Source organism: Arthrobacter crystallopoietes (genome assembly GCF_002849715.1).
GTDB classification, from domain to species: domain Bacteria; phylum Actinomycetota; class Actinomycetes; order Actinomycetales; family Micrococcaceae; genus Crystallibacter; species Crystallibacter crystallopoietes.
The window spans coordinates 2,862,632-2,887,092 of sequence record NZ_CP018863.1; the positions used below are offsets into that span (position 1 = coordinate 2,862,632).

A 24,461-nucleotide genomic window follows, 5' to 3' on the forward strand; every position below is an offset into this window, starting at 1 on the left:
CGGGCGGTCCCAACCGACGGTATTTAGTGGGTCGCGTCGAGAACCGGCCACGTGTGGACGGGCTCGTTGGTATGCATGTTGTGCGAATACTGCCGCGTCATCTCGGCCAGCGCTGCCGGACGGTCCAGTCCGTCTGCTTCAAGCCGCCGGAGGGTCTTGATCTGCCAGTTGGCGCCGTTCTGTTCCGTCTGGGCGCGGGCGCGCAGGATTTCCATGTACCGGTCGATCAGGTCCGGGGCCACGCGGAGGTCGGCCAGTCCGTCAGCGGCCAGCGGCAGCAGGTGGCGGACAATCAGCTCCACCACCGGGATGTCTCCGATGCCCGGCCAATAGACCATGGCTTCCAGCCCTTGCTTGGCGCAGTTGATGAAGTTATCGGCCGCACTCTTGAACGCGAGCCGGGACCACAGCGGCCTGTCCGCCGTCCTGATCATGCGGACCAACCCGAAGAAGAAGGCAGCATTGGCCACGGTATCCACCACCGTAGGTCCGGCAGGCAGCAGCCGGTTTTCGAGCCGCAGGTTGGGCATGGTGTCGCCGGGGTCGTAAATGGGACGGTTCCAGCGGTAGACGGTGCCGTTGTGCAGGCGGAGCTCCGGAAGCAGCGGCGCGCCGGCCTTGGTCTGCTTGCCGGTGGTCCGCGAGAGCTCCGGCAGCAGGGCGGGGAAGTAGCGCACGTTCTCTTCAAACAGGTCGAAGATCGAGGTGATCCACCGTTCGCCGAACCAAACGCGGGGCCGGACGCCCTGATTGCGCATTTCCGGCGGCCTGGTGTCGATGGACTGCTTGAACACTTCGATCCGTGTCTCGTGCCAGAGCAGCTTCTCCATGAATACCGGCGAATTCGCCGCCAGCGCCACCTGCGGGCCGGCAACGATCTGGGCCGCGTTCCAGACCGGTGCGAATTCGGCCGGCTGGACCTGCAAGTGCAACTGCACGCTGGTGCAGGCGGCTTCCGGCGCAATGTTCTTGGCATAGAAGGACAGCGCCTCGATTCCGCGCAGGTCCATAAGCACGTCTTCGCCGCGGGCCTGCAGCACCGAGGTGTTAAGGGCGGCATAACGCTTGCCGGCGCTGAGCCAGGACATGTCTTCCACCAGAGCGTGTTTGAGCGTCGGCAGGATGCCGATCATGAGGATGCGGGCCTTCGCCGATGCTGCGCGTTCGTCCGCATGGTTCAACTGGTCGCGCAGGCTGTTCTCGAGCTCCTCAAGCCCGCGGCCGGCGACGGCGAGGGCCGGGTGGTTGAGCTCAATGTTGAAGGCGCCGATCTCGGTTTGAAAAGCCGGATCGGCGATGGCTTCGAGCACCGCGGAGTTGCGCAGCGCGGGGGAGCAGTCCGCATTGGTCAGGTTCAGCTCCATCTCCATACCAATGGAACCGGTTCCGGCGAACTCGGCCGTGGCGAGGTAATGCCCGAAGCTTTCCAGGTTTTCCAGCAGGCGTTCACGGTAACGGGTGCGCTGCTCACGGCTGAACGTCTTGGTTTTGACTTCTGAGCCCATTCTTGAAGGTAACCATCACGGGGCCACCTTGTATAGAGTGGCGGGCCATGGGCCGAAGGCCGCCGGACAAGAGACGGCCCCTCACCCGAAGGGCAAGGGGCCGCACCACGCCAGTCGGGGTTACGCCTCGACTGACTTCTGGTCGTCGGTAGCTTCGGCGCTATCGACAGCCACCGTTTCAGCCGCTCCGGTGACAACCTCGATCTTGCGCGGCTTGGCCTTCTCACTGACCGGGATGGTCACAGAGAGGACGCCGTTCTCGTACCGGGCTGAGATGGCATCGATATCGATGCCCTGGCCCAGATTGAGCTGGCGCAGGAACGAGCCGCCTTCACGCTCGCGGTTGAGCCACTTTACGCCTTCCGCGCCCCGCACCGTCCGCTCGGCCCGGATGGTCAGCAGCTGCCCGTCGACGTCGATGTCAACGGATCCCGGATCAATCCCAGGCAGATCTGCGTTCAGAATGTAGTGGTCGCCGTCGCGATACAGGTCCATCGGCATGAGCCGCAGGCCCGGGCGGTTTTCCAGCAGGGCTCCGGCGACGCGGTCCAGTTCACGGAATGGGTCAAACTTCATGGCCATAGTCATCAACTCCTTCGCATCAACGCCCCGTTCGGAGCGGTTGTCTTAGCTCTTCATAGTTGAGCCCCCTTCGCTCAACTACGTTTACAGATTAGCACTCAGGTGCAAGGAGTGCTAACTCTTCTTGATAGCTGTCAGCGAACAAATGACTAACCGATTCACCCAATCCTCTGGACGGGCGCTGCCAACGGACGTAGCCTGAAATTCGGAAGCAAAACTGGTCGTCACGGGGGTGGTCACAGTGCGCGTTGAGCTGCTGTCCCGTGTGCCCGTCTTGTTGCGCAAGGTCGTGCTCACAGCTGCAGCCACCGCCGGATTCGCCCTTTTCGGGATCGCCGGCGCGAGTGCCGCGGATGCTGACGGCGGCCTTCTGACCGAAGTACTCAGTTCAGAAACCCAAACAACGACGGCGACGCTCACCGAGGAGCTCAAACCCGTTACCGACAACGTCGGGGCAGCGACAGGGAAGCTGGCGCCTGTTACCGGCCAACTTGCGGCCGTGACGGAAAAGGTCGCCCCGGTTGTCGAAAAGGCCGCCGCTCCTGCCGGCGCTGCTTCGGAGTCAGTCGGGCAGACCACACAGCCGGTTACAGGGGCAGCGCACGAGGTGGCTGGCGCTGTTGCCGCCGTGTCGGATCCTGTCCTTGAATCGGCCGCGCCATTGACCGAACCGGTGCTCGAAACCGCAGCAGACGTCGTGGAGCCCGTCGTTGAGTCGGGCACTTCCGCCGTGCAACCGGTAGTGACTCCGGTTGTCGAAGCCGCAGCCCCTGTTGCCGATCCGGTGATTGAAGCTGCTGCGCCCGTCGTCGATCCGGTCGAAGAGGCAGCTGAACCTATCGTTGACGCAGTAGAAGCAGGTGGGCTGGCCAGCGATACCGCTGATTCGAACGGAACAATTACGGCGGTCGAAGACGGCCCCACCGCGGAAACATCATCATCGGTTCCCGTCGCGGCAGCTGAGGTTTCCGCCAGCCAACTCGAGAAGGACCCTACAGAAGCCGCTACCGCCGCTGGGGCATCGGACAACCGCCAGGAAGAAGGACGCGAAACAGCACCCGCTCCGGCGAAGCTTCAACCAACTCCGGCGCAGTTCTTGGCCCAAATGGCCTACACACCTTCGGCGGTGATGGAGCAGGATGCCCATCGTGCGGCCGGAGAGTCGTATCCTGGCCAACCAGTCGCGGCTATCCCGGCGGCCGTCCCAGCAGGTGTTGGCGGAAGCGGTTCTACTGCCGCTGGCGGAAATGCCTCCGCCGGCCAGAGCGCCGCTGACGTACCTTTCTCTAATCTGCTCCCGCCGTTCGCCAACTCGGGTACTACCGATGGCTCGGCTTGGAGTCTGCCCGCTTCACGTTCGTCGGATCCCGGTTCCTCTCCTGATTGATCTGGTTCGCGCTGCCCTTTCCGGCGGCACAGGGACCACTGCCACCCGCAACAGGGCGGCAATAGATTCAATCAGGAGAACAACCATGCGGAGAACAATGCAGACGGCGCTGTGCAGCGTCGTCTTTAGCGGAGGACTTCTCGTCCTCGGTTCCGCGGCTGCTTCAGCCGCGGAATATGAACCACCGGAGCCTGCGGTTGCTCCGGACAGCACAGTGGCAGTTGATGCGGACGTGGATGTAGTCACGGACGACGTGGCACTCGATGCCGTAGCGGATGACGCCCAGGTCCTCGGTCTCCAGGCAGGCGCGGATCTCGACTCCGAACTGCTCGCAGCCGAGTCGGTGGCTGATGTTGTTGCCGACGTAGAACTCGGCGGCGATGCAGCTGAGTATGCCACTCCCGTCGAGGCGGAGCCCGTCAATCAGACCGAGCCGGCCGCTGCAGTAGTGAACGCGGATGTCCAGGTCAATGAGGCAGCGTTGGACTACACCGATGCAGCTGAACCTGAGGCCGTCGAAACTGAAGCAGCCGTAGTTGCAGATGCTGATGTTGCCGTCGGGGCAGCAGAACAGGACTACGCGATTGCCGAAGAACCTCAGGCGACGGAAGCAGAGGTGGCAGCGGTTGCGGATGTAGAAGCCGAAGCCGATGTCGTACTCTCCGACTCTGATGGAGTGGTAGATACCAGCACTGTCGAGGCTGACGCGGACGTGATGGCAGAAGCCACGGTGGGTACCGAGGAAGGCGCACCGGCCGAAGCAACCGACGAGGCCGAAGCCCCAGCAGCACAGACCGACGCGGACGCCGCTGCGGATGTGGTGGTCGAAGATGTTGCTGCTGCCGATGTTGACGCTGCTGCGGATGTAAATGTGGCGCAGGACGAAGAGAACCTGGCCGATGTGGCCGCTGGCATTTGCCTTGATGCTGATGTTGCTCTGTTGGGTGACGGTCTGTCGGCGGGCGGGTTGCCGTGCCGCACGACAGAGGGTGATGCCGGTGCCGAAGGCGGCGTGAGTGCCGAGGAGGATGCGGAAGCTGATGTGGTGGTCGAGGATGTTGCTGCTGCCGATGTTGACGCTGCTGCGGATGTAAATGTGGCGTTGAATGAGGACGGTTTTGGTGACCTTGCCGCGGATGTTTGCCTTGATGCTGATGTTGCTCTGTTGGGTGACGGTCTGTCGGCGGGCGGGTTGCCGTGCCGCACGACAGAGGGTGATGCCGGTGCCGAAGGCGGCGTGAGTGCCGAGGAGGATGCGGAAGCTGATGTGGTGGTCGAGGATGTTGCTGCTGCTGACGTTGACGCTGCTGCAGATGTAATCGTGGCGCTGGACGAAGACAACCTGACCGATGTGGCCGCTGGCATTTGCCTTGATGCTGATGTTGCTCTGTTGGGTGACGGGCCCTCGGCGGACGGCTTGCCGTGCAGCACCGTGGAGAGCAATACGGGTAGCGATGACGGTCTGCTTGCCGCCGATGCGGACGTACTTGCGGATGCAACGGTGGTGATTGGCGAAGTGATCGGTACCGATGACTTCAATAACGTCGACACTGATGTTGCCGGAGCCCTTGTTGCCGAGATGGAGACCGTTGTCAGCGCTGGCTACGGCGACGGAGTTGGCGTAATTGCCGACATGTGTCTGGATACCGCGCTGGTCCTTGGAGGCCATGCGACAGGTGACAATGACTGCCTGGCGGGAACAGCAGGCAATGGGACCGGCGGTGCTGTGGATACCGATGGAGCAGCGGGACCGGATCCGGCTGATGAGGGGGCAACAGATCCGGAGTCGGGCAGTGACGGTACCGAAGGATCGGACGGCACAGGCGACAATACAACCGGCGATGCGACCGGCGGCGATGCAACCGGAGGAGAGAGCAACGACGGCGACAGCGTAGCTGGAACGCAGGGTTCCGGTAATGCCGGCATTCCTACTGGAGGCGACACCGCCACCGGGACGGATGCTGGAACCGATGCAACCGAGTCGAACACGGATTCGCCTGCAGGAATCGCCGGAGACCGAGGGGTCCTCGCTGGTGGTGAAGGAACTCTCGGAATGGAAGGAACCCTTGATTCTGCCTTCGTTGCTGCTGCTGATGGCAGTGCGGCAATCCTGGGGACGCAGGGTGAGCCAGTGGCAAGCGGCGTTGAAGTATCGGCAGCCGCTAACCGCATCGCAGGCAGCGACGCGACCGGAACCAACAGCGGAACGCTGGCGGCCGGCGTCGTTGTTGGTAGTTCGGCTGCCGGCACGCCAGGTGCCGACGGCACAGAAACCCTCGCCGAGACAGGAGCCAGCACGACGCACCTGCTGTTCGGCGGGATGGCGATGATTCTGCTCGGCGGCCTGCTGGCCATCAGGCGGAAGGAAGTTGCTCCGATGCGGAGCTAACGGAACGGCAGGCAGTGGTGCGGCCTCTTCATTGGGAACTTGGCGAGAGCCAAACGCCGGAAGAGGCCGCATCCACCCTTGTCCGAATATTGATATAACTCTCCACATAGTGGACGCTCAAGGCGGAGCATTTATAAGCTTGCGCAATGACTTCGCCAGTTGAACCACCGCGGACAGCAACCGCCAGCATCGATACCACCAGGGAAGACCGGGCCGCGACAATAGCGGTCACACTGTTCCCGATCCTGATTCTGGCCGGCGGTGTCGTAGCTTTCCTGTTCCCCTCGGCCTTCACCGGCTGGGGAACGCTGGTGACACCGGCGCTGGGTATCATCATGTTCGGCATGGGGCTCACCCTCACGCCGCCGGACTTCGCGCTGATCGCCAAGCGGCCGATTCCTGTGGTGCTCGGGGTTATTGCGCAGTTCGTCATCATGCCGCTGCTGGGCCTGCTGATCAGCATGGCGCTGGGACTGCCGCCGGCGCTGGCGGCCGGCGTGATCCTGGTGGGCTGCTGCCCCGGTGGGACTGCCTCCAACGTGGTGTCTTACCTGGCCAAGGGCGATGTCGCCCTGTCAGTGGCCATGACCTCTGTATCGACGTTGCTGGCTCCGCTGCTGACACCGGTGCTGACCTTATGGCTGGCCAACCAGTACATGCCGGTCGATGCCGCCTCCATGGCCGGGTCGATCGTGCAGATTGTGCTGATCCCCGTGGTGCTGGGCCTGGTGGCACGCTTCTTCCTGCCAGGGCTCGTGGCCAAGGCGCTGCCGCTGCTGCCCTGGGTCTCGGTCCTGGCCATTACCTACGTGGTGATCGCCGTCGTCTCCGGCAGCGCGGCGGCCATCGCTGCCGCAGGTCTGCTGGTGCTCATTGCGGTGGTGCTGCACAACGGCCTCGGCTACGCGCTCGGTTACGGGGCCGCACGCCTGTTCAAGCTGCCGGTTTCCTCGCGCCGCACCACGGCCATCGAGGTGGGCATGCAGAACTCGGGCCTTGCTGCCGGCCTCGCCGCCCAGCACCTCACGCCCGAATCCGCGCTGCCTGCCGCCATCTTCTCCGTGTGGCACAACGTCTCCGGTGCGCTGCTTGCCGCGTTCTGGCGCCGCCGGGATGCCGCCAAGTCCTGACCAAGAACGTAGTCGGGCTGCGGGTCAGTCCGCTACCGGCACGGCCCGATCGTTCACATAGCTGACGCCGAGCTGGGCGCGCACGCCGTCGAACAGGCGCATGGTGTTCAGCGTGTCGTCCAGCGGCATGGTTGGACTTTCCAACAGGCCCTGCTGGATGCAGCGGGTGACATCGCGCAGTTCATACACATAGTTCTGGCCCACGGGCTCGAAGGTCTCGATTCGCGGCGTTGAGTTGTGCTCCCGGATGATCAGTTCCGTTGGGTTGTGCAGCGGACTGTTGGTGCGCAGCCAGCCGTTGCTGCCGCAGACGGTGGCGGTCCGGGGCGAGGACGCCAGGAGCGAGGAAGTCAGCTGCGCCTGGGCACCCGAGCTATAGGTGAGGGTCAGCGCGTTCTGGGCGTCCACGCCGTCGTCGTTAACATGGCCGACGGCGGTGATGGTCTGCGGGAATCCCAGCGTGCCGAGGGCCCACGTGAGCGGGTAGACGGTCAGATCCAGTAGGGCCCCTCCGCCGGCAGTCGGATTCCACAGCCGGGCGGCCGGGTCATAGAGGGCGGGAAAGCCTATGTCCGCCTGCAGCCACTGGATGACGCCGAGCTCGCCGGAGTGGAGGATCTCCCACGCGCGGTGGACGATCGGCAGGAACCGCGTCCACACCGCCTCCATCAGGAACAGCGAGTTGCTCCGGGCCAGTTCGGCCAGCTCCAGGGCCTCGCGCGCATTGATGGTCAGGGACTTTTCGCACAGCACGTTCTTGCCGGCTTCCAGTGCGCTCCGGGCAATTTCGTAATGCTGGCCGTGCGGGGTGGCCACGTAGACAATATCGACGTCGGGGTCCGCGAAGAGCTGTTCGTAGCCTTTGCCGCCGTCGTTATCAAAATAGGCGGTGGCAAAGCCGAACTGGTCCCGGAAGGCCAGCGCGTTTTCCGCCACCCGCGAGCTCACCGCCTGCAGCACGGAGTCCTCGAGCAGGGCGATGTCACCGCTGACTTTGGCCGCGACCTTGCCCGTCGAGACCACGCCCCAGCGCAACGGCCGGCCGGTCGCGGTCAGCGGGCTGGGTGCCCCGGGGGCGGCGCAGGGCGGCGTGATGATTCGCGGGGGCGTTGTCATGAATCCATCATTACCGCTACGAATGATAACGTCCATCAAGCGGCGCAAGTCTCAACGTTTCACCTCAGGGTGGTGCCGCGCTGTTCGGGTGCCCCGCGAGTGGCACCTTCATCGAAATGGGGGATAGGCATGAGCGCCGTGCGCCGCTACGTTTTTCCGATTGTCTGGATGGCAATTTTCGCCGTCATCGCCGTGGCACTTTTCAAGCTGGCCTTCGTCGACGGCATGCGCGCGGAAGCCACGGACCAGCAGCCCGCCGCGCAACTGGTCACGCCGAGCATTCCTGCCGCGCGCGGCACCGTGACCAACGTGGTCCAGGTACAGGGAGCCGTCGCGAGCGATCCGGCCATTGTGGTCCGCAGCACCGCCGAAGGCACCGTCAACTTTGTCCATGTGGCAGTGGGCGCGGACGTTGCCAAGGGCGACCCGCTCTTCCAGGTGCAGAAGCTCGTGGAGCCGGATCCTGCGCAGGCAACCGAACTCTTTGCGGGCAGGACCGCTGACGACGGCGGGACCAACGGGACTGTCGGGAACGCCGAGCCTGAGCCGGTACGGCAGGCTGCTCCGCCCGCTCCGGTCTATACCTACACCGAGGTCGCCGATGCGGATTTCCAGGTCCACGCCTTGCAGAATGTGCAGCGGTTCGTGGTCGGGAATGAGTACCGTGCGTTCCACGGACCTGTCCATTGTGGGCCGGTCCGGCTCGGGCAAGTCCACCCTGCTGAACATCCTGGGTCTGCTGGACGTTCCCACCGGTGGCGCCATGTCCTTCGGCGGCGTGCCGGTCCGATCCATGAGCGAAAAGCGCCGCGCCGTGACGCGCGGCGCCCGCGTGGGGTTCATCTTCCAGCAGTTCAACCTGCTGCCCGGCCGCACCGCGCTGGAGAACGTCATGACGCCGCTGCTCTATGCCCGGGGCAAGCAGTTCTGGCAGCGTGAGCGGCTGGCTACCGAGATGCTCGGATTGGTGGGACTGGAGGACCGGCTGCGGGAGAAACCGCACAAACTCTCGGGCGGCGAGCAGCAGCGCATCGCCATCGCGCGGGCGTTGGTACGCTCGCCCCAGCTGATCCTGGCGGACGAGCCGACCGGCGCACTTGACATCGAAACGGGGCAGTCCGTGATGAAGCTGCTGGATGACGTGGCACGGGAGTCCGGGGCTGCACTGGTCACCATCACGCATGACCCGAACGTCGCCGCGCTGGCACAGCGGCATTACCGCCTGCAAAACGGTGTGCTCGTGGACGGGGAGACTGCAGCATGACCGGGTTGATCGCGGCCCTGGTCGAAGCCTGGGCAGAACTGCGGATCCATAAGACAAGAGTCCTGCTGGCGCTGATCGGAGTGGCCTTGTCGGTGGCGGCCCTGACCACCGTCGTCGGGCTGGGCAACATGTCCCGGGCAGCCATGGTACAGACGCAGGAACAGCAGGGCGGCCGCGCGGCCACCGTGACTGCCGAAGTTTTCCCGGCCAGCGGTGAAATGGACGTACCGCAGGTACGGGAGGCTCTCGAGGGGCTGGTGGAGCGCTATGGCGTTGAGCATTCGAGCCTGCGCTACCAGACGTCGGTTCCGTTCCAGTTCCCCGACGGCGTTTCGACAACGGAAACCATGGTGGTGGACCGCGGCTACGGCACGATGCGCCGTGTAGATCTGTCCCTCGGGCATTGGTTCACACCCACCGATGAGCAGCGGCTGGCACCTGCCATCATCGTCAACGAGGCTTTCCACCAGCGGCTGGGGCTTCCGGATCTGCAGCAGAACCCCGCGGTGCAGATCGTCCGGGAGCGGCCGATCACGGCCACCGTGGTCGGCGTGGTCCCCAACCAGTGGCCCGAAGCCCCGCCGCAGGCAATGCTGCTCGCGGCGCACTACGACGCCTGGGCTTTGGGCGGTGAGGCGCTGATGCCTCCGGCGATGGAGATGTGGGTTCCGGAGGAGATTGCCGAACCGCTCGCCGCCGCCATGAGCAGTGATCTCGCGGCCCAGTTCGGGCCCGGTTCGGCGCAGGTATTTAGGTCTGATTACGCCGCGTTCGGTGACCCGTTCGAGAGCATCCAGCTCGCCGTCGGCGGAATTGCGGGTTTGGTGCTGCTGCTCGGCGCCGTCGGGCTGCTCAACATCTCCATGGTGACGGTCCGCTACCGCGTGCGCGAAGTCGGGATCCGGCGCAGTTTCGGCGCGACGGGCGGGCGGATCTTCTTCGGCGTGATGCTCGAATCCGTGGTTGCGACGTTCGTGGCCGGGGTCATCGGCGTGATGCTGGCAGTGGCCGTCGTCAAGAGTCCATGGGTGCAGGAACTGATCGCCGCCGGCGTGAGCGAGCTGCCGCCCTTTCCGCTGGAGGCGGCCTTGATCGGCCTGGGAGCGGCAACCTTGGTTGGTGCCCTGGCCGGGCTGATCCCAGCCGTGGTGGCGGTCCGGGTCAAGGTGATCGACGCCATCCGCTACTGACGATTGCCAGTGGCGTCATCGGGTCCTGGCCCGGCTCTCGGCGCCCGCGGCAGTAGTCCGCCTTGCCGCTGACCTGCGGTTCCGGTGTCGCGCCCCTGTTACTGCTACTCCATGAGTGGTACAAAGTAAGTAGGCTGATATTCCCGTTCAGCAGGAAAGAGGCGCTATACCCATGGATACATCCCAGATTGTATGGATCATTGTTGCAGTTGTAGTTCTTCTGATCATCATCGGTTTGATTGCCTTCTTTGCCAAGAAGCGCAACAAGGCAAAAATGCATGAACGGCAGGAAGCGGACCGGGCGAAAGCCGCCGAAGTCCGTCAATCCGCCCAGGCCACTGCACTGGGCGCCCGTGAACGCGAAGCGGAGGCACACCGCGTTCAGGTTGATGCCGAGCAGGCGGACATCGAGGCCGAGCGCGCGCGGATCGAAGCGGACCGGATGCGGCGGCAGGCCGAGGAACGCAAGGCCGATGCCCAGGGCATCCGCGATGAATCGCAGGAGCAGCTGCGCAAGGCCGACGAAATGGATCCGGACATCAATACCGACGACAAGCGCAAGGGCGGGCGCGGTGATGACCGGGGCGCCGGTGACCGCGACGAAAACCGGGGCCGTGACCTGAACCGCGACGACGAGGGCCGCCACGTTGCCCGCGATGCGGACGGAGACCAGCGCCGTCCGTGACGGCCGCGCCGTCGCCAGCACACTGGTGAGCAACTGTGCAGCGGCTGGCATCTTGAGGAATCTTCTTCCACAAGATGCCGGCCGCTGTTTTGTGTTCGGTAGAGATCGCCTGCCCCTTGGGCCCTGCTATCCCTTGACGGAGCCGCTCATCAGGCCGCCTACAAAGTACTTGCCGAGGATGATGTAGACGATCAGGGTGGGCAGCGACGCGATGAGCGCACCGGCCATGGAGGCGGCATAATCCGTCAGCTGGCCGCCGGCGAGGAAGCTCAGGGCAATGGTGACCGGTCCGTTGCTGCCTGAGGAGAAGAAGGCGGCGAACAGATAGTCGTTCCAGGCTGAGGTGAACTGCCAGATCAAGACAACTACGAAGCCCGGCGCGGAGACCGGCAGGATGACCGAGGCGTAGGTCCGCAGCAGACCAGCACCGTCCATTCTGGCTGCTTCGATCAGTTCGCTGGGAACCGATTCGTAGTAGTTGCGGAAGATCAGCGTGCAGATGGGCAGGCCGTAAACGATGTGCAGGACCAGCAGGGAGGGGATCCCGTTGGGGATGTTGAGCCCCTGCATCAGCTGGGTCAACGGGATCATGACCGCCTGGTACGGGATGAACATGCCGAACAGGATGAGTGTGAAGACCACGTTGGCGTAGGGGAACCGCCAGCGCGAGAGGACAAAACCGTTCATCGAGCCCAGCATGGCAGAGATGATGGAGGCCGGGATGACCAGAGCGAAGGTGCGGCCCAGCGCAGGCGCCAGCGTTTCCCAGGCCTTGGCCCAGCCGGCGGTTTCCCACGTCGTAGGCAGCAGCCACGCCGTTGAAGGATCCGCGTCGGCGGGTCCCTTGAAACTGGTAATGACCAGCACATAGGCCGGAATCAGGACGACGACGACGAACACCAGCAGCAACGCGTACTTGAGCGTGCGGTTGATTTTCTGCCGGCCGCCGCTGCGGGCGGGCGCGCGCGGGATCGAGACTTCGACCGGGGGCGGGACGGTGGCGGTCGCCATCAGCGTTTCTCCTGCCGGGAGGTGTAGACGAGGTAGGGGACAACCACCAGGGCCACCAAGATGAGCATGATGGTGCCGATAGCGGCGGAATCGGCGTAGTCGCTGCCGATGTACTTAACCCACATCATGGTGGCGGGCACCTGGATGTCGTAGGTGTTGGCATCCGGAACGATGGCACGGATCAGGTCGAAGAGCTTCAGCGACATGTGGCCGATGATGATGACGGCGGACAGCATGACCGGGCTCAGCTGCGGGAAAATGACATGTCGGTACAGCTTCCATTCGCTGCAGCCGTCGATCCGGGCCGCCTCGCGCAGCTCGTCCGGGATGCCGCGGAAACCAGCCAGGAACAGCGCCATGACGTAGCCCGAGAGCTGCCAGATCGCGGGTACGGCGATGGCCGCCACACCCCAGTTGGGGTCCGACCACCAGCTGTTCTGCAGGAAACCCAGCCCGATGCTCTCCAGCAGCCGGTTCAGGCCGGTGGTGCGCTCGCCGCCGGGCTGGTCCGTCTGCAGGCTGGAGAGCAGCCAGCGCCAGACCACGCCGGAGGCGATGAAGGATACGGCCATTGGAAAGAGGTAGACGGAGCGGAAGAAGCCTTCGCCGAAGCTGGGGCGCTCGAGAATCCAGGCCCAGAGAAAACCGAAGATGAGTGTACCGGCCAGGAAGACAACCGTCAGCAGCAGCAGGTTGCGCAGCGAGTGCTGGAAGTCGGCGTCCCCGAACAGGCGGAAGTAATTGTCCAGACCGACGAAGTCCGCTCGCGGCAGGGACGTGTGCTGGTTGGTCATGGAAATTTGGACGTTCTGGGCGATCAGTCCGTAGACAAAGATGCCCAGCAGGATGATGGTGGGGGATATCAAGGCCAGCGCCGGGCCCCAGGTCCTGATTTTCGCGAACACGAACCCTATCTCTCCTCAGGCAGCAGCGGAACGAACGCGGTGGGCGGGTGCTTCAGGCCTGAGGCCGCACCCGCCCACCGGTTTGTCCGGGACTACTGCGCGAACTTTTCCGCTATCGAAGCGGCAGATTCCTGCAGGGCGGCGACGTCCTGCGGTCCGCCGAACTTGCTCACGGCGGTGCTCAGCTCGTTCAGCCATGCCACCGGCACCGCAGCGCCGTGGGCGAGCGAGGAGACGATGGTGTCCGAGGAGAAGTCCTCGATGGCGCTCTGCTGGTACTCGCCGAATTCATCGCTCGGCACGTCCGTACGGGCGGGGATGGACCCCTTCGCGGCATTGAATGCCTGCTGGCCTTCGACGCTCGAAATGGTGGTCAGCCATGCCTTGGAGCCGGCCGGGTTCGGTGCGCCCTTCGGCAGGGTGAACGAATCGGCCAGGAAGTCGAAGACGCCGTCGGTTCCGGGAGTCGGGAAGTAGACGTAGTCAGTGCCCGGCTTCAGCCCGTCCTGCGCGAACTTGGCTTCGGCCCAGTCGCCCATGACGTTGTAGGCGGCGGCCCCGTCTTCGACCAGCTGTGTGGCAGGGCCCCAGTCGCTGAGGGTGTCGCGGTCCGAGTTGGTGTAGCTGAGCGCCTTCTTATAATTCTCGATCGCTTTGGTGACCTCCGGGCTCCTCCAGTCCGTGGTGCCGTCCCAGAGGCCGCTGTAGGCTTCGGCGCCGAGGGTGGCCAGCAGGATGTTCTCGAATAGCTGCACCTGGGTCCACGTGCCGGCGACGGCCAGCGGGGTGGTGCCGCTTTCCTTGATCTTGTCCATGTCCGCGAACCAGGCGTCGAGATCGGCCGGGGGACTGTTCGGATCCAGGCCGGCTTCCTCAAGGACTTCCACGTTGGCCCACACCACGTTGGCACGGTGGATGTTCGACGGAACCGAGTAGATCTTGCCGTCCACGGTCAGGCGGTCCAGCAGATCCTGCGGGAAAGCTTCATTGAGCTGGGCTTCCTCGTAGAAGGAGCTCAGATCCTCCAGCTGGTCCGCGTTGATGTAGTCCTGCAGTTCGGCTCCGGCGTGGGCCTGGAAGGAATCCGGCGGATTGCCGGACTTGAGGTTGGCTGCCAGGACGCTCTTGGCCTGGCTGCCCGCGCCGCCGGCGACGGCCAGGTTGTCGAAGGTCAGATCCGGATACTGCTCGTCGAAGATGTCAACGAGCGCATCCAGGCCTACCTTCTCCGAGCCGTCGGCCCACCAGGTAAAGACCCCGACCGAGCCGGTAGCTTCCGTCGGGTTTGCTTCTTCGACCGAGCTTCCTCCGCCGCATGCGGACAGGAGCAAGCCTGCTGCCGCAACGCTGGCGAGCAAAGATACGCGTCGCATAACGCCTCCATTACTGAGCAGTCATTGACTGCTTTGTCGTCTGGCTGAAGTGTGCGCACGGGTTCGTGGCTTGCCTTGAAGTTAACTCCGTCACATACGTTGCCGTCAAGAGTTGAACGCAGACTTCTGCCGAGCCAGCATGTGGACCGTTTTTATAATGAGGGCAGCTCGGCCTGCTGCAGGACCAGCGTGGCGGCGCCGAGGGCTTCGGCGCGGTTGCTCAGTCCGGACATGGCCAGCTCGGTGGATTCGCCCACGGCGGGTACCGCGTGGCGAAGCAGCCCCCGGCGCACGGGTTCGAGCAGGATGGCGTCCAGCCCCGTCAGGGAGCCACCGAGGACAATGACTTCCGGGTTGACCAGATTGCACACGTTCGCCAATGCCCGGCCGACGGCTAGCCCTGCGTCGTCGATAACCCGCAGGGCTGCGGGATCGCCCTCGAGGGCGATCCGGACGATGTCTTCAGTGCTGACTGGTTCGGACCTGCCGCGGCTCAGCAGGTCGATCATGGTGGAGGTCGAAGCGACCGTTTCAAGGCAGCCGCGGTTTCCGCAGCGGCAGATGAGGCCGTGGTCGGCGACGGTGGCGTGGCCGATCTCGCCGGTCACGCCGATGTTGCCGTAGAAGGGCGCGCCGTTGAGGATCAGCCCCGCACCGATGCCGGATCCCAGTTTCAGGAAAACCAGGTTCCGCACGTTCTGGTACGGGCCCCAGCTAACCTGTGCCAAGGCACCCAGATTGGCGTCGTTGTCGATGAAGATCGGAATGCCGAACGCCTCGCGCAGCCGGCCCAGCAGATCGATGCCCACCCATTCGGGCAGGATCGCTCCGTGGATGACCTTGCCGGTGCGGTGGTCGATCGGGCCGGGAATGCCGGCGCCCAGGCCGAGGAGCGACCCGGCGTCCGCGCCGGTGTCCACCAGCAGCCGCCGGACCAGCTGGGCGGCGGCCTCGATGCCTTCCTCTGCCTGGTGGCCCAGGGGCAGTTCGACGCCGTCCTCGGCCAGTACGCGGTGGTCCAGGCTGACCAGCACCACGTTGACATGGCGGCGGCCGAAATCCACGCCGACCGCAACCGCGCCCCGGCCATTCAGCGTGACGGAGAGCGCGCGGCGGCCGGAGCTGGTGGTCGGTGACGTCAGGATCAGGCCGCCGTCGACCATCGCCTTGACGATGTTGGAGACTGTGGCGGTGGAAAGACCGGTCTGCCGGGCCAGCTCGGCCTGGGTCAGCCGGCCGCTGGTCATGAGCGCGCGGATGATCCGCTGGCTGTTGCGCCTGCGCAGTGCACTCTGGGAGCCGGGCCGCTGGTCGGTGCCCGTCACTGTGGCTGGTTCGGCTGGCATACCTAACAGGGTGCGCCCGAGACACCTTGTAGTCAAGAAGTTAACGCAAGACGACGAGGTGGACTGGGACCTACGCGTTAGCGTCCCGGTGCAGCTTGGCGAGTTCGACGTAGTGCGCGGCATTGTCGAGGACGGACTGGTATTCCTCGTCGCTGAGTTCGCGGCGGACCTTTGCGGGAACCCCGGCCACCAGGGACCGGGGCGGGATCTGCGTGCCCTCCAGCACCAAGGCTCCCGCGGCAACCAGTGAGCCTTCACCGACCACGGCCCCGTTCATGATTGTCGCGCTCATGCCGATCAGGCAGTTGTCCTCCACCGTGCAGCCGTGGACCACGGCGGCGTGTCCGATGCTGACGCCGGCCCCCACGGTGCACGGGAAGCCCGCGTCCGCGTGCAGCACTACGTTGTCCTGCAGGTTGCTGCCTGCTCCCACCCGGATCGGAGCGCTGTCGCCGCGGACCGAGACGCCGTAAAAGGCGCTGGAATCGGCGGCCAGTTCCACATCGCCGCTCAAGGTGGCGGTGGGAGCGAGAAAGGCGGACGGGTCGGTGGCCGGAGTTTTGCCGGCGAGTGTGATGATGTGGGCCATGGCACCAGCCTACCCAAGCCGCGGTGGCAGCACGGGGTGCGCACCGCCGTCGTAATTCAGGGTTTATAGATGATGAAGTACTGGTAATGCCCGGGGTCCTGGCCGTGTTCCCAGGTGCTGAAGTCCCGGATGGTGCCGTGCGGTTCGAACAGGCTCAATAGGGTTTCATCGGAGCGGCGGCTGAAGAAGCGCTGCGGTTCCTGATCGTCCGCGGCGTTGATGCCCTCGCTGTCCGAGCCGGACCAGAGGCCCACGGCCAACGGGGAGCCGGGTTTGAGGACACGCATGATTTCGGTCAGGACGCCGTAGAGGTCGGCGTTGGCCACATGCAGCAGCGTGCTCATGGTCCAGGCAGCGTCGAAGGTTTCGTCGGCAAACGGCAGCTCGCGGGCAGAGGCGACCGAGGCTTCGAGCTGTTTGTGCCGCGCGATCCGCACGCTCGCTTCGGACAGGTCCACCCCGGTGTAGCGGATGCCGGCGGCCTTGAATGCGAGGCCGTCCACGCCGGTGCCGCAGCCGATTTCCAGCAGGTCATGCCGGCGGGTCGCCTTCAGATGCTCGATGAACTCGCTGCGTTTGGCCTCCCGCTGCGGATCCTGCGTCCGGGCATCGCGGACTTCGGCCTGCCGGTCATAGTAAGTTGTCAGGTCCCGTTCGTAGTTGCCCATGCTCCGACCCTACGTGGGGAGGGCAGCCAGGAGAAGGGTAGGTGAAGGGCCCGGGATTTGGGCAGGCCGGAGGCTCGAGGTCAGTTGAAGACGACGGTGCGGTGTCCGTCCAGCAGGACGCGGTGCTCGGCATGCCACTGGACGGCCGTGGCCAGCGTGCGCGCCTCGACGTCGCGGCCCATGGCCACGAACTGCTCGGCCGACTTCGCGTGGTCCACGCGGATGACTTCCTGCTCGATGATCGGGCCCTCGTCCAGGTCCGGGGTGACATAGTGCGCCGTGGCGCCGATCAGTTTGACGCCGCGGTCGTGCGCCTGGTGGTACGGTCTGGCGCCCTTGAAAGACGGCAGGAAGGAGTGGTGGATGTTGATCGCCTTGCCCTGCAGGTCCGTGCAGAGTTCATTGCTCAGGATCTGCATGTAGCGGGCGAGCACCACGAGCTCGATGTCGTACTCGGCTACCAGGTCGCGCAGCGCTTGTTCGGCTTCGGCCTTGGTGTCCGGCGTGACCGGAATGTGGCGGAACTCGATGCCGTAGAACTCAGCCATATCCGCCAGGTCCGTGTGGTTGGAGACGATGACCGGGACGTCGATGGGCAGCGTGCCCGAGCGCTGCTGGAACAACAGCGAGTTGAGGCAGTGGGCGGATTTGGAGGCCATCAGCAGGGTGCGCATCTTGGCGCCCTGCGGGTTCAGGCTCCACTGCATGGTGAAGGTTTCGGCCACGGGCTCCAGCGCCCGGTGCAGGTCCGTGTAGGACGTGCCGGTGGTGACAGCAACGCGCATGAAGAACCGGCCGGAATTCGGGTTCCCGTACTGCTGCGAATCGACGATGTTGCAGCCGGCTTCCACCAACGCTCCGGTCACGGCATACACGATACCGGGGCGGTCCTCGCAGGAGAGCGTCAGGTTGTAGGTGGAATCGGCGCTGGGCAGGGAAGCTTCACTCACAGCTCCAAGGTTACCGGTGCGGGCGACAAAACCGACGGCCGCGTCAGCCGGCCACCGCCGCCAGTGCGCGCGATCCCTGGTCCGGCACCTGGGCAGTCTTCAGCTGCCGCACCGCGGCCATCGCCGCCGCGCGGCCGGCCCGGGTGGCCCCGACCGTCGAGGCGGAGGAGCCGTACCCCACGAGGAACAGCCGCGGTTCCTTGACCACGGAGACGGCATCCGGACCCATGCGGATGCCGCCGCCGGGCTCGCGCAGCTGCAGCGGAGTCAGATGGTCGAGCGAGGGACGGAAGCCCGTTGCCCACAGGATGACATCCACCTGCTCGGCCGATCCGTCCGCAAACACCACGCCGTCTTCAGTGATCCGGGCAAGCCGCCCGCGGGAGACCAGGACACCGGCGTCGATGCCGGCCTTGTAGGTCTCGTTCAGCGGCAGGCCCGTCACACCGACCACGCTCACCGGCGGCAGCCCGGCGCGGGTGCGCTCGTTGACCTTGCGCTCCACCTCGATGCCCCAGCTGGCGTCGAATGGCTCGGTAATGAAGTCCGGCTCCCGCCGCGTGGACCATACCGTCTGCGCGCCGGCGGTATCGAGCTGGAGCAGGAACTGCAAGGCCGAGGTCCCGCCGCCAACCACCAGTACGCGCTTGCCGCGGAACTCGTCGGCGGACCGGAAATCGTGGGTGTGCAGTTGCCGGCCGCGGAACGTCTCGCGCCCGGAGTAGTAGGGCCAGTACGGCCGGTCCCACGTGCCGGTGCCGCTGATCACCGTGCGCACCAGCCACTCGCGGCCCGAGGCGCTGATGACCCGCAGCAGCTGCCCGGCGCCGTCGTCGTTGGTAATGGATTCGACGCGTTCGGGGCGGTGGACGGGAAGGTTGAACTTCTGCTCGTAGGCACCGTAGTAGCGGCTAACGACGGCGGACGCCGGCTCTGCGGGGTCCGGAACCCCGAGCGGGAGGCCGGGAAGATCGTGCAGCCCGTGTGCGGCGTCGAAGGTCAGGGAGGGCCAGCGGTGCCGCCACGCGCCGCCGGGGCCTTCGTTCGCGTCCAGGACAATGTAGTCCTGTTCCGGCACCAGGCCGCGCCGCTGCAGGTGGTAGGCGGCGCTGAGGCCGGCCTGGCCGGCGCCGATAATCACTGCGTCCAGAACCTTGTCCATGCCGCTCCCGTCCAAATTGGTTGATGCGTCAACTTCTATAGGTTCCAACGGTCCTGGGTGCCCGGGTATTCCAAGTGGCCGGGATAGTGCCGGGCCGGGAGCCGGGATGGTGCCGGAAATGTGTCGGGAACGTGTCGAAACGTGTCGAAAAAAGTCGGTGACGCCCGCGGCCACGGAGGGCGCCGCCGTCGTACTTTTCAGGGTCTGGGGCAGGCACAGTAGAATTCCTAGCGTCGCGACTGGCGTCAGGTGGACCACCATCAGGAAGCGGCGGCAGGGCCAACCGACCCGTGGGTGGATTGGCGCTGCACAGTGCAGACCACGGATCGCACGCCTGGGCCGAGGGTCAAGTTTCAACCGGATGCGCCGTGCGGCGCAATTTTGCAGGCCGGACACACAATGCGTGAGTCTGGCTGCAACCGGTAGCCTGACCTGTAGCAAATCCCTTATCTCAGGAGAACTCCCGTGACGTCTTCCACCCCGTCAGTCACCGACCAGCCTCTGGCCGAAGTCGATCCCGAAATCGCTGCCGTTCTCGATGCCGAGCTCGGGCGCCAGCGCGACACGCTGGAAATGATTGCTTCCGAAAACTTCGCCCCGCGCTCCGTGCTGGAGGTGCAGGGATCCGTCCTGACCAACAAGTACGCCGAGGGCTACCCGGGCCGCCGCTACTACGGCGGCTGCGAGCATGTGGATGTTGCCGAGAACCTGGCCATCGAACGCGTCAAGAACCTGTTCGGCGCCGAGTTCGCCAACGTCCAGCCGCACGCCGGTGCGCAGGCCAACGCCGCCGCGCTCGCCGCCCTGATCAACCCGGGCGACAAGATCATGGGTCTGTCCCTGGCCCACGGCGGACACCTCACCCACGGCATGAAGCTGAACTTCTCCGGCAAGCTCTACAAGGTCGCTGCCTACGAGGTGGACCCGCAGACCTTCCGCGTGGACATGGATAAGGTCCGCGAGCAGGCCCTGGCCGAGCGCCCGAACGTCATCATCGCCGGCTGGTCCGCCTACCCGCGCCAGCTGGATTTCGAGGCCTTCCGCTCCATTGCGGACGAGGTCGGCGCCTACTTCTGGACCGACATGGCGCACTTCGCCGGCCTGGTGGCCGCCGGCCTGCACCCGAACCCGGTGCCGCATTCCGACGTTGTGACCTCCACGGTGCACAAGACCCTGGCCGGACCGCGCTCGGGCGTCATCCTTGGCAAGCAGGACTTCGCCAAGAAGATCAACTCCAACGTCTTCCCGGGCCAGCAGGGCGGGCCGCTGATGCACGTCATCGCCGCCAAGGCTGTGGCCTTCAAGATCGCCGGCAGCCAGGAGTTCAAGGACCGCCAGGCCCGCGTGCTCGAGGGCGCCCGCATCCTGGCCGAACGCCTTACCGCCGCCGATGTCACCGAGGCCGGCGTCTCGGTGCTGACCGGCGGCACGGACGTCCACCTGGTCCTGGTGGACCTGCGCAACTCCGAACTGGACGGCCAGCAGGCCGAAGACCTGCTGCACTCGGTGGGCATCACCGTGAACCGCAACGCCGTACCGTTCGACCCGCGCCCGCCGATGGTAACCTCCGGCCTGCGGATCGGCACCCCGGCGCTGGCCACGCGTGGTTTCGGCTCTACCGAATTCACCGAGGTTGCCGATATCATCGCCACAGCGCTGAAGGGCGGGGCCGACGTCGAGGCTCTGCGCACGCGCGTGACCAAGCTGGCCCAGCAGTTCCCGCTGTACCCCGGCCACGAGCAGTGGTAACGCCGGCTCCGGCCGGTTCCCGCAGTCCACACGTATTCCGAACAGGAGCCCGATGAATTCTGAAGCCACCCAGACCGCGCAGAAGCTGGACGGAACGGCCACGGCCAAACGCATTAAGGAAGAGCTCACCGAGCGGGTTGCCGCGCTGAAGACCCGCGGGATCGTGCCCGGACTCGGCACCGTGCTGGTGGGGGAGGACCCCGGCAGCAAGTGGTACGTCGGTGGCAAGCACAAGGACTGCGCGGAGGTGGGCATTAATTCCATCCGCCGCGACCTGCCGGACACCATCTCGCAGGAGGAACTGGAAGCGGTCCTCGATGAGCTGAACAACGATCCGGCCTGCACCGGCTACATCGTCCAGCTGCCGCTGCCCAAGCACATCGACACCCACGCCATCCTGGAGAAGATCGATCCGGCCAAGGATGCGGACGGCCTGCACCCGATGAACCTGGGCCGGCTGGTACTCAACGTCAACGCCCCGCTGGATTCGCCGCTGCCGTGCACCCCGCACGGCTGCGTGGAACTGCTGCTGCGCCATGACATCGAACTGGCCGGCAAGCGCGTGCTGGTGGTGGGCCGCGGCGTGACCGTGGGCCGGCCGCTGGGACTGCTGCTGACCCGCAAGTCCATCAACGCCACCGTGGTGCTCGCCCATACCGGCACCGTGGATCTGGCCGATGAACTGCGCCGCGCCGATGTGGTGATTGCCGCCGCCGGCATGCCGCACATGGTCAAGGCCGAAGACCTCAAGCCCGGTGCCATTGTGCTCGACGTCGGTGTCAGCCGCGTGGAGGATGAGGAGACCGGCAAGGCCAAGGTCACCGGCGACGTGGAGCCCGCGGCCAAGTCCGTGGCCAGCTGGCTCTCGCCGAACCCGGGCGGCGTGGGTCCGATGACCCGCGCCATGCTGCTGGCCAACGTGGTGGAAGCCGCCGAGCGCCAGGCACGCTGACCGCAGTTCTGCTGCGAAACGGGATTCTGCTCTGCCTGCACGGCGGCAGCAGGATTCCGTTTCGCAGTTAAACCCCGCTTCGAAGCGGGTGTACTCCCTGCGGAGTAGGCCCGCTACACCTCCGGGCGGAAGCGCAACGCCCCGCCGCGCAGGTACGCTCGGATCATGAACCCGGGCTTCCGCGGGCCGCCCACTGCCGTCCTGATTGCGGTCACGTCCATCATTCAGCTGGTCGGCACTAGTTTTGCCGCCGCCCACCAGTTTTCCCCGCGTCCGCTGGATCCGCTGGCCTACGCCCTGCTGCTGGCCGGCCCCGCGCTGCTGTCGCTGCGCCGCAAGGCTCCCGGCCCCATGGCCGCCGGGGCAGCCGCGGCAACGGGAACCTATTTCGCGGCCGGCTATCCGGGCGGACCCATCTGGCTCTCCCTGGTGGTGGCGCTGTTCATCGCCGTGCGCTCCAAGGCCCGCTGGTGGGCCTGGGGAGCCGTGGGCGGGCTGGCCCTGCTGTTCCTCGTCGCCGCGCTGTCCACGGGCGGGCTGGCCGATACCGCCCGGGCCGGGGCCGGCGTGGCCTGGCTGGTCATCGTTGTCATGATCGGGGAGCTGCTGGCCTCCCGTGCCGGACGGCGCGCCGAACGCCGGCGCACCGAGCTCGAGGCGGAGCAGCGCCGGCGGAATGAAGAGCGGCTGGTCCTCGCTCGGGATATTCACGACGTCGTTGCGCACTCCCTCTCCATGATCAATGTGCAGGCATCGGTCGCCCTGCACCTGGCACGGAAGGATCCGGATCCGGAGCAAATGCGGCAGGCACTGGAGGCCATCAAGTCCGGTTCCAAGGACGCCCTCGCCGAGGTGCGCGACGTCCTCGCCGTGCTTCGCCAGGACGCGCCGAGGGCTCCTGCCCAGCGGCTGGACCAGCTGCCGGAACTGCTGGCGCGGGCCGAACAGGGCGGCCTGACAGTCCGGCTGGATAACCGCGCGGGCCAGCTGCCCGAAAGCGCAGCCTCCGCGGAAAGCACGGCGTACCGGGTCATCCAGGAAGCCGTCACGAACATCGTCCGGCACGCGCATGCCACTCAGGCGTGGGTGGGCATTAGCGTCGCCGGTGTCATGCTCGAAGTGACGGTGGAGGACGACGGCGTGGGGCTGGGTAATGCGCCGGAAGGCAACGGATTGCGCGGGATGCGGGAGCGGATTGCCACGCTCGACGGCGAACTGGCGGTAGGGCCCCGCGAGCCTGCAGGCACGCGCGTGCATGCCCGCATTCCGCTGCCGGGCGACAGGCCTGCAGCTGCCGGCCGGGCTGCAACCGGCGGCGGGCCAGGTTCAGGAGGGGCGGAGCGATGATCAGAGTGCTGCTGGCGGATGACCAGACCCTGATCCGCGCCGGCTTCAGGGCGCTGCTCAAGGCCGAAGACGACATGGAAGTCGTCGCGGAGGCCGGCACAGGTGCCGAAGCGGTCCGCCTGGCCAAGGCAACGAGGCCGGATGTGGTCCTGATGGACATCCGCATGCCCGGCGGCGACGGCATCGACGCCACCGCCACGATTCTGGCCGCCGAAGAGCTCTCAGGTACGCGTGTCATCATGCTGACCACGTTCGAACTCGATGACTACATCATCGACTCCATCCGGGCCGGGGCCAGCGGCTTCCTGGTCAAGGACACCGAACCCGAAGAGCTGATCCGCGCCGTGCGTGCGGTGGCCGACGGCGACGCCCTCCTCTCGCCGTCAGTCACCCGCCGACTCCTGGCCAAGGTGGCGGCCGAGTCCCGGCCCGCGCCGGCACCGCCGTCGTCGTTGGAGCAGTTGACCGCGCGGGAACGGGAAGTCCTTGCGCTGGTCGGCGCCGGGCTGAACAACGCGCTGATCGCCGAGAAGCTGTACATTACGCCGCTGACGGCAAAGACCCATGTCTCGCGCATCATGACCAAACTGATGGTCCGCGACCGCTCACAGCTGGTGGTTCTGGCGTACGAGTCCGGCCTGGTGCGGCCGGGCTGGACCGGCGCGGCGCCCGACCGGTAACCCGGGAGGCGGTATCTCGTAGCCTTCAGCCCGCCCGGCCAGCAAGCCATCCGGGAGTACTGCCGGGCACTCCCAGGGGAGTAGCCGGCGGTGCCGAAGTGTCTCCGCCGGAGCGACGACCGGCGGCGCCGCGCTCGGAAGACTTGAACTGTGATCGACGGACGGTCACGGACGAAAGTTTGGAGCAATCATGTTGACTGCAGCAACCGGCGCCATCGCCGCCAGCAGCCTTGTCGCCCAGGGACCCTGGAATGACGGCCGCGGACCCGGCTGGTGGATCCTGCTGGTTCCGCTCTTCTGGATCCTGGTTATCGGCTTCGCCGTCTTCCTGATCCGCCGCACGATGTGGCGCAACCGCAGGCAGGAAAGCGTCCTCGGAGCCGAAGGCGTCCTGCGCGAGCGGTATGCCCGCGGGGAGATCGATGAGACGGAGTTCCGCCAGCGGTTGGAGGTCCTTCGCGCGCAGCCGCAACGCTAGCCG

The 24,461-nt window shown here is 65.6% G+C and carries 23 protein-coding genes; 11 read left to right on the forward strand and 12 right to left on the reverse strand.

Going from position 1 to position 24,461, the window contains the following annotated elements; translation table 11 throughout:
• Positions 1-23 precede the first annotated feature (23 nt).
• Both AC20117_RS13455 and AC20117_RS13460 read right to left on the reverse strand, forming a co-directional pair.
• Positions 24-1,505: a glutamate-cysteine ligase family protein gene (locus AC20117_RS13455; protein WP_074699298.1), complete on the reverse strand. Its 1,482-nt coding sequence runs from the start codon at positions 1,503-1,505 to the stop codon at positions 24-26.
• A gap of 120 nt (positions 1,506-1,625) precedes the next feature.
• Positions 1,626-2,087 carry an Hsp20/alpha crystallin family protein gene (locus AC20117_RS13460; protein WP_074699297.1) on the reverse strand — a complete coding sequence of 154 codons (462 nt, stop codon included), beginning with the start codon at positions 2,085-2,087 and terminating at the stop codon, positions 1,626-1,628.
• A gap of 241 nt (positions 2,088-2,328) precedes the next feature.
• Here AC20117_RS13460 and AC20117_RS23330 point away from each other — a divergent pair, with 241 nt between their 5' ends.
• The 3 genes from AC20117_RS23330 (at position 2,329) to AC20117_RS13470 (ending at position 6,993) form a co-directional block, all read left to right on the forward strand.
• The gene (locus AC20117_RS23330; protein WP_158300464.1) at positions 2,329-3,474 is read left to right on the forward strand and encodes a hypothetical protein; all 1,146 of its coding nucleotides are present in this window, start codon (positions 2,329-2,331) and stop codon (positions 3,472-3,474) included.
• Positions 3,475-3,559: 85 nt separating this feature from the next.
• On the forward strand, positions 3,560-5,863 hold the full coding sequence (locus AC20117_RS13465; RefSeq protein WP_158300465.1) for an LPXTG cell wall anchor domain-containing protein: 2,304 nt from the start codon (positions 3,560-3,562) through the stop codon (positions 5,861-5,863).
• Positions 5,864-6,009: 146 nt separating this feature from the next.
• Positions 6,010-6,993: a bile acid:sodium symporter family protein gene (locus AC20117_RS13470; protein ID WP_074699293.1), complete on the forward strand. Its 984-nt coding sequence runs from the start codon at positions 6,010-6,012 to the stop codon at positions 6,991-6,993.
• A gap of 24 nt (positions 6,994-7,017) precedes the next feature.
• Here the strand turns inward: AC20117_RS13470 and AC20117_RS13475 are convergent, their stop codons facing one another.
• Together AC20117_RS13475 and AC20117_RS23335 are read right to left on the reverse strand one after the other, a co-directional pair.
• Positions 7,018-8,109, reverse strand: a complete 1,092-nt coding sequence (locus AC20117_RS13475) for a Gfo/Idh/MocA family protein (RefSeq protein WP_074699292.1) — start codon at positions 8,107-8,109, stop codon at positions 7,018-7,020.
• Between the two features lie 108 nt (positions 8,110-8,217).
• Positions 8,218-8,784: a hypothetical protein gene (locus AC20117_RS23335; protein ID WP_170064952.1), complete on the reverse strand. Its 567-nt coding sequence runs from the start codon at positions 8,782-8,784 to the stop codon at positions 8,218-8,220.
• Here AC20117_RS23335 and AC20117_RS13485 point away from each other — a divergent pair.
• The 3 genes from AC20117_RS13485 (at position 8,741) to AC20117_RS13495 (ending at position 11,248) form a co-directional block, all read left to right on the forward strand.
• Positions 8,741-9,373, forward strand: a complete 633-nt coding sequence (locus AC20117_RS13485; RefSeq protein WP_074699290.1) for an ABC transporter ATP-binding protein — start codon at positions 8,741-8,743, stop codon at positions 9,371-9,373. The genes AC20117_RS23335 and AC20117_RS13485 overlap by 44 nt on opposite strands.
• Positions 9,370-10,563: an ABC transporter permease gene (locus AC20117_RS13490; protein WP_074699289.1), complete on the forward strand. Its 1,194-nt coding sequence runs from the start codon at positions 9,370-9,372 to the stop codon at positions 10,561-10,563. The genes AC20117_RS13485 and AC20117_RS13490 overlap by 4 nt, the downstream gene beginning before the upstream one ends.
• Before the next feature lie 172 nt (positions 10,564-10,735).
• Positions 10,736-11,248 carry a hypothetical protein gene (locus tag AC20117_RS13495; RefSeq protein WP_074699288.1) on the forward strand — a complete coding sequence of 171 codons (513 nt, stop codon included), beginning with the start codon at positions 10,736-10,738 and terminating at the stop codon, positions 11,246-11,248.
• A 126-nt stretch (positions 11,249-11,374) separates the two neighbouring features.
• Here the strand turns inward: AC20117_RS13495 and AC20117_RS13500 are convergent, their stop codons facing one another.
• The 8 genes from AC20117_RS13500 to AC20117_RS13535 all read right to left on the reverse strand — a co-directional run bounded on the left by AC20117_RS13500 (position 11,375) and on the right by AC20117_RS13535 (position 19,252).
• Positions 11,375-12,259, reverse strand: a complete 885-nt coding sequence (locus AC20117_RS13500; protein WP_074699287.1) for a carbohydrate ABC transporter permease — start codon at positions 12,257-12,259, stop codon at positions 11,375-11,377.
• The gene (locus tag AC20117_RS13505; RefSeq protein ID WP_074699286.1) at positions 12,259-13,164 is read right to left on the reverse strand and encodes a carbohydrate ABC transporter permease; all 906 of its coding nucleotides are present in this window, start codon (positions 13,162-13,164) and stop codon (positions 12,259-12,261) included. Before AC20117_RS13505 ends, AC20117_RS13500 begins: the two co-directional genes overlap by 1 nt.
• Before the next feature lie 92 nt (positions 13,165-13,256).
• Positions 13,257-14,537, reverse strand: a complete 1,281-nt coding sequence (locus AC20117_RS13510; protein ID WP_074699285.1) for an ABC transporter substrate-binding protein — start codon at positions 14,535-14,537, stop codon at positions 13,257-13,259.
• 152 nt (positions 14,538-14,689) lie between these two features.
• Positions 14,690-15,883, reverse strand: coding sequence for an ROK family transcriptional regulator (locus AC20117_RS13515; protein ID WP_074699284.1), 1,194 nt, complete (start codon positions 15,881-15,883; stop codon positions 14,690-14,692).
• Between the two features lie 70 nt (positions 15,884-15,953).
• Positions 15,954-16,472: a gamma carbonic anhydrase family protein gene (locus AC20117_RS13520; protein ID WP_074699283.1), complete on the reverse strand. Its 519-nt coding sequence runs from the start codon at positions 16,470-16,472 to the stop codon at positions 15,954-15,956.
• A gap of 56 nt (positions 16,473-16,528) precedes the next feature.
• A complete protein-coding gene (locus AC20117_RS13525) occupies positions 16,529-17,140 on the reverse strand; it encodes a class I SAM-dependent methyltransferase (RefSeq protein WP_074699282.1) in 612 nt (203 codons plus the stop codon).
• Positions 17,141-17,220: 80 nt separating this feature from the next.
• Positions 17,221-18,090, reverse strand: a complete 870-nt coding sequence (gene purU / locus AC20117_RS13530; RefSeq protein WP_083339551.1) for a formyltetrahydrofolate deformylase — start codon at positions 18,088-18,090, stop codon at positions 17,221-17,223.
• A gap of 43 nt (positions 18,091-18,133) precedes the next feature.
• Positions 18,134-19,252 (reverse strand): FAD-dependent oxidoreductase, encoded by a 1,119-nt coding sequence (locus AC20117_RS13535; RefSeq protein ID WP_074699281.1) that lies wholly within the window; start codon positions 19,250-19,252, stop codon positions 18,134-18,136.
• A 465-nt stretch (positions 19,253-19,717) separates the two neighbouring features.
• Between AC20117_RS13535 and glyA the strand changes: the two genes are divergently transcribed.
• From glyA to AC20117_RS13560, 5 genes are all read left to right on the forward strand, one after another.
• A complete protein-coding gene (gene glyA / locus AC20117_RS13540; RefSeq protein WP_074699280.1) occupies positions 19,718-21,001 on the forward strand; it encodes a serine hydroxymethyltransferase in 1,284 nt (427 codons plus the stop codon).
• 52 nt (positions 21,002-21,053) lie between these two features.
• Positions 21,054-21,953, forward strand: coding sequence for a bifunctional methylenetetrahydrofolate dehydrogenase/methenyltetrahydrofolate cyclohydrolase (locus AC20117_RS13545; RefSeq protein WP_074699279.1), 900 nt, complete (start codon positions 21,054-21,056; stop codon positions 21,951-21,953).
• A gap of 165 nt (positions 21,954-22,118) precedes the next feature.
• Positions 22,119-23,300, forward strand: a complete 1,182-nt coding sequence (locus AC20117_RS13550; protein WP_074699278.1) for a sensor histidine kinase — start codon at positions 22,119-22,121, stop codon at positions 23,298-23,300.
• Positions 23,297-23,980: a response regulator gene (locus AC20117_RS13555; protein WP_074699277.1), complete on the forward strand. Its 684-nt coding sequence runs from the start codon at positions 23,297-23,299 to the stop codon at positions 23,978-23,980. The genes AC20117_RS13550 and AC20117_RS13555 overlap by 4 nt, the downstream gene beginning before the upstream one ends.
• 190 nt (positions 23,981-24,170) lie before the next feature.
• The gene (locus tag AC20117_RS13560; protein WP_074699276.1) at positions 24,171-24,458 is read left to right on the forward strand and encodes an SHOCT domain-containing protein; all 288 of its coding nucleotides are present in this window, start codon (positions 24,171-24,173) and stop codon (positions 24,456-24,458) included.
• Positions 24,459-24,461: the final 3 nt, after the last annotated feature.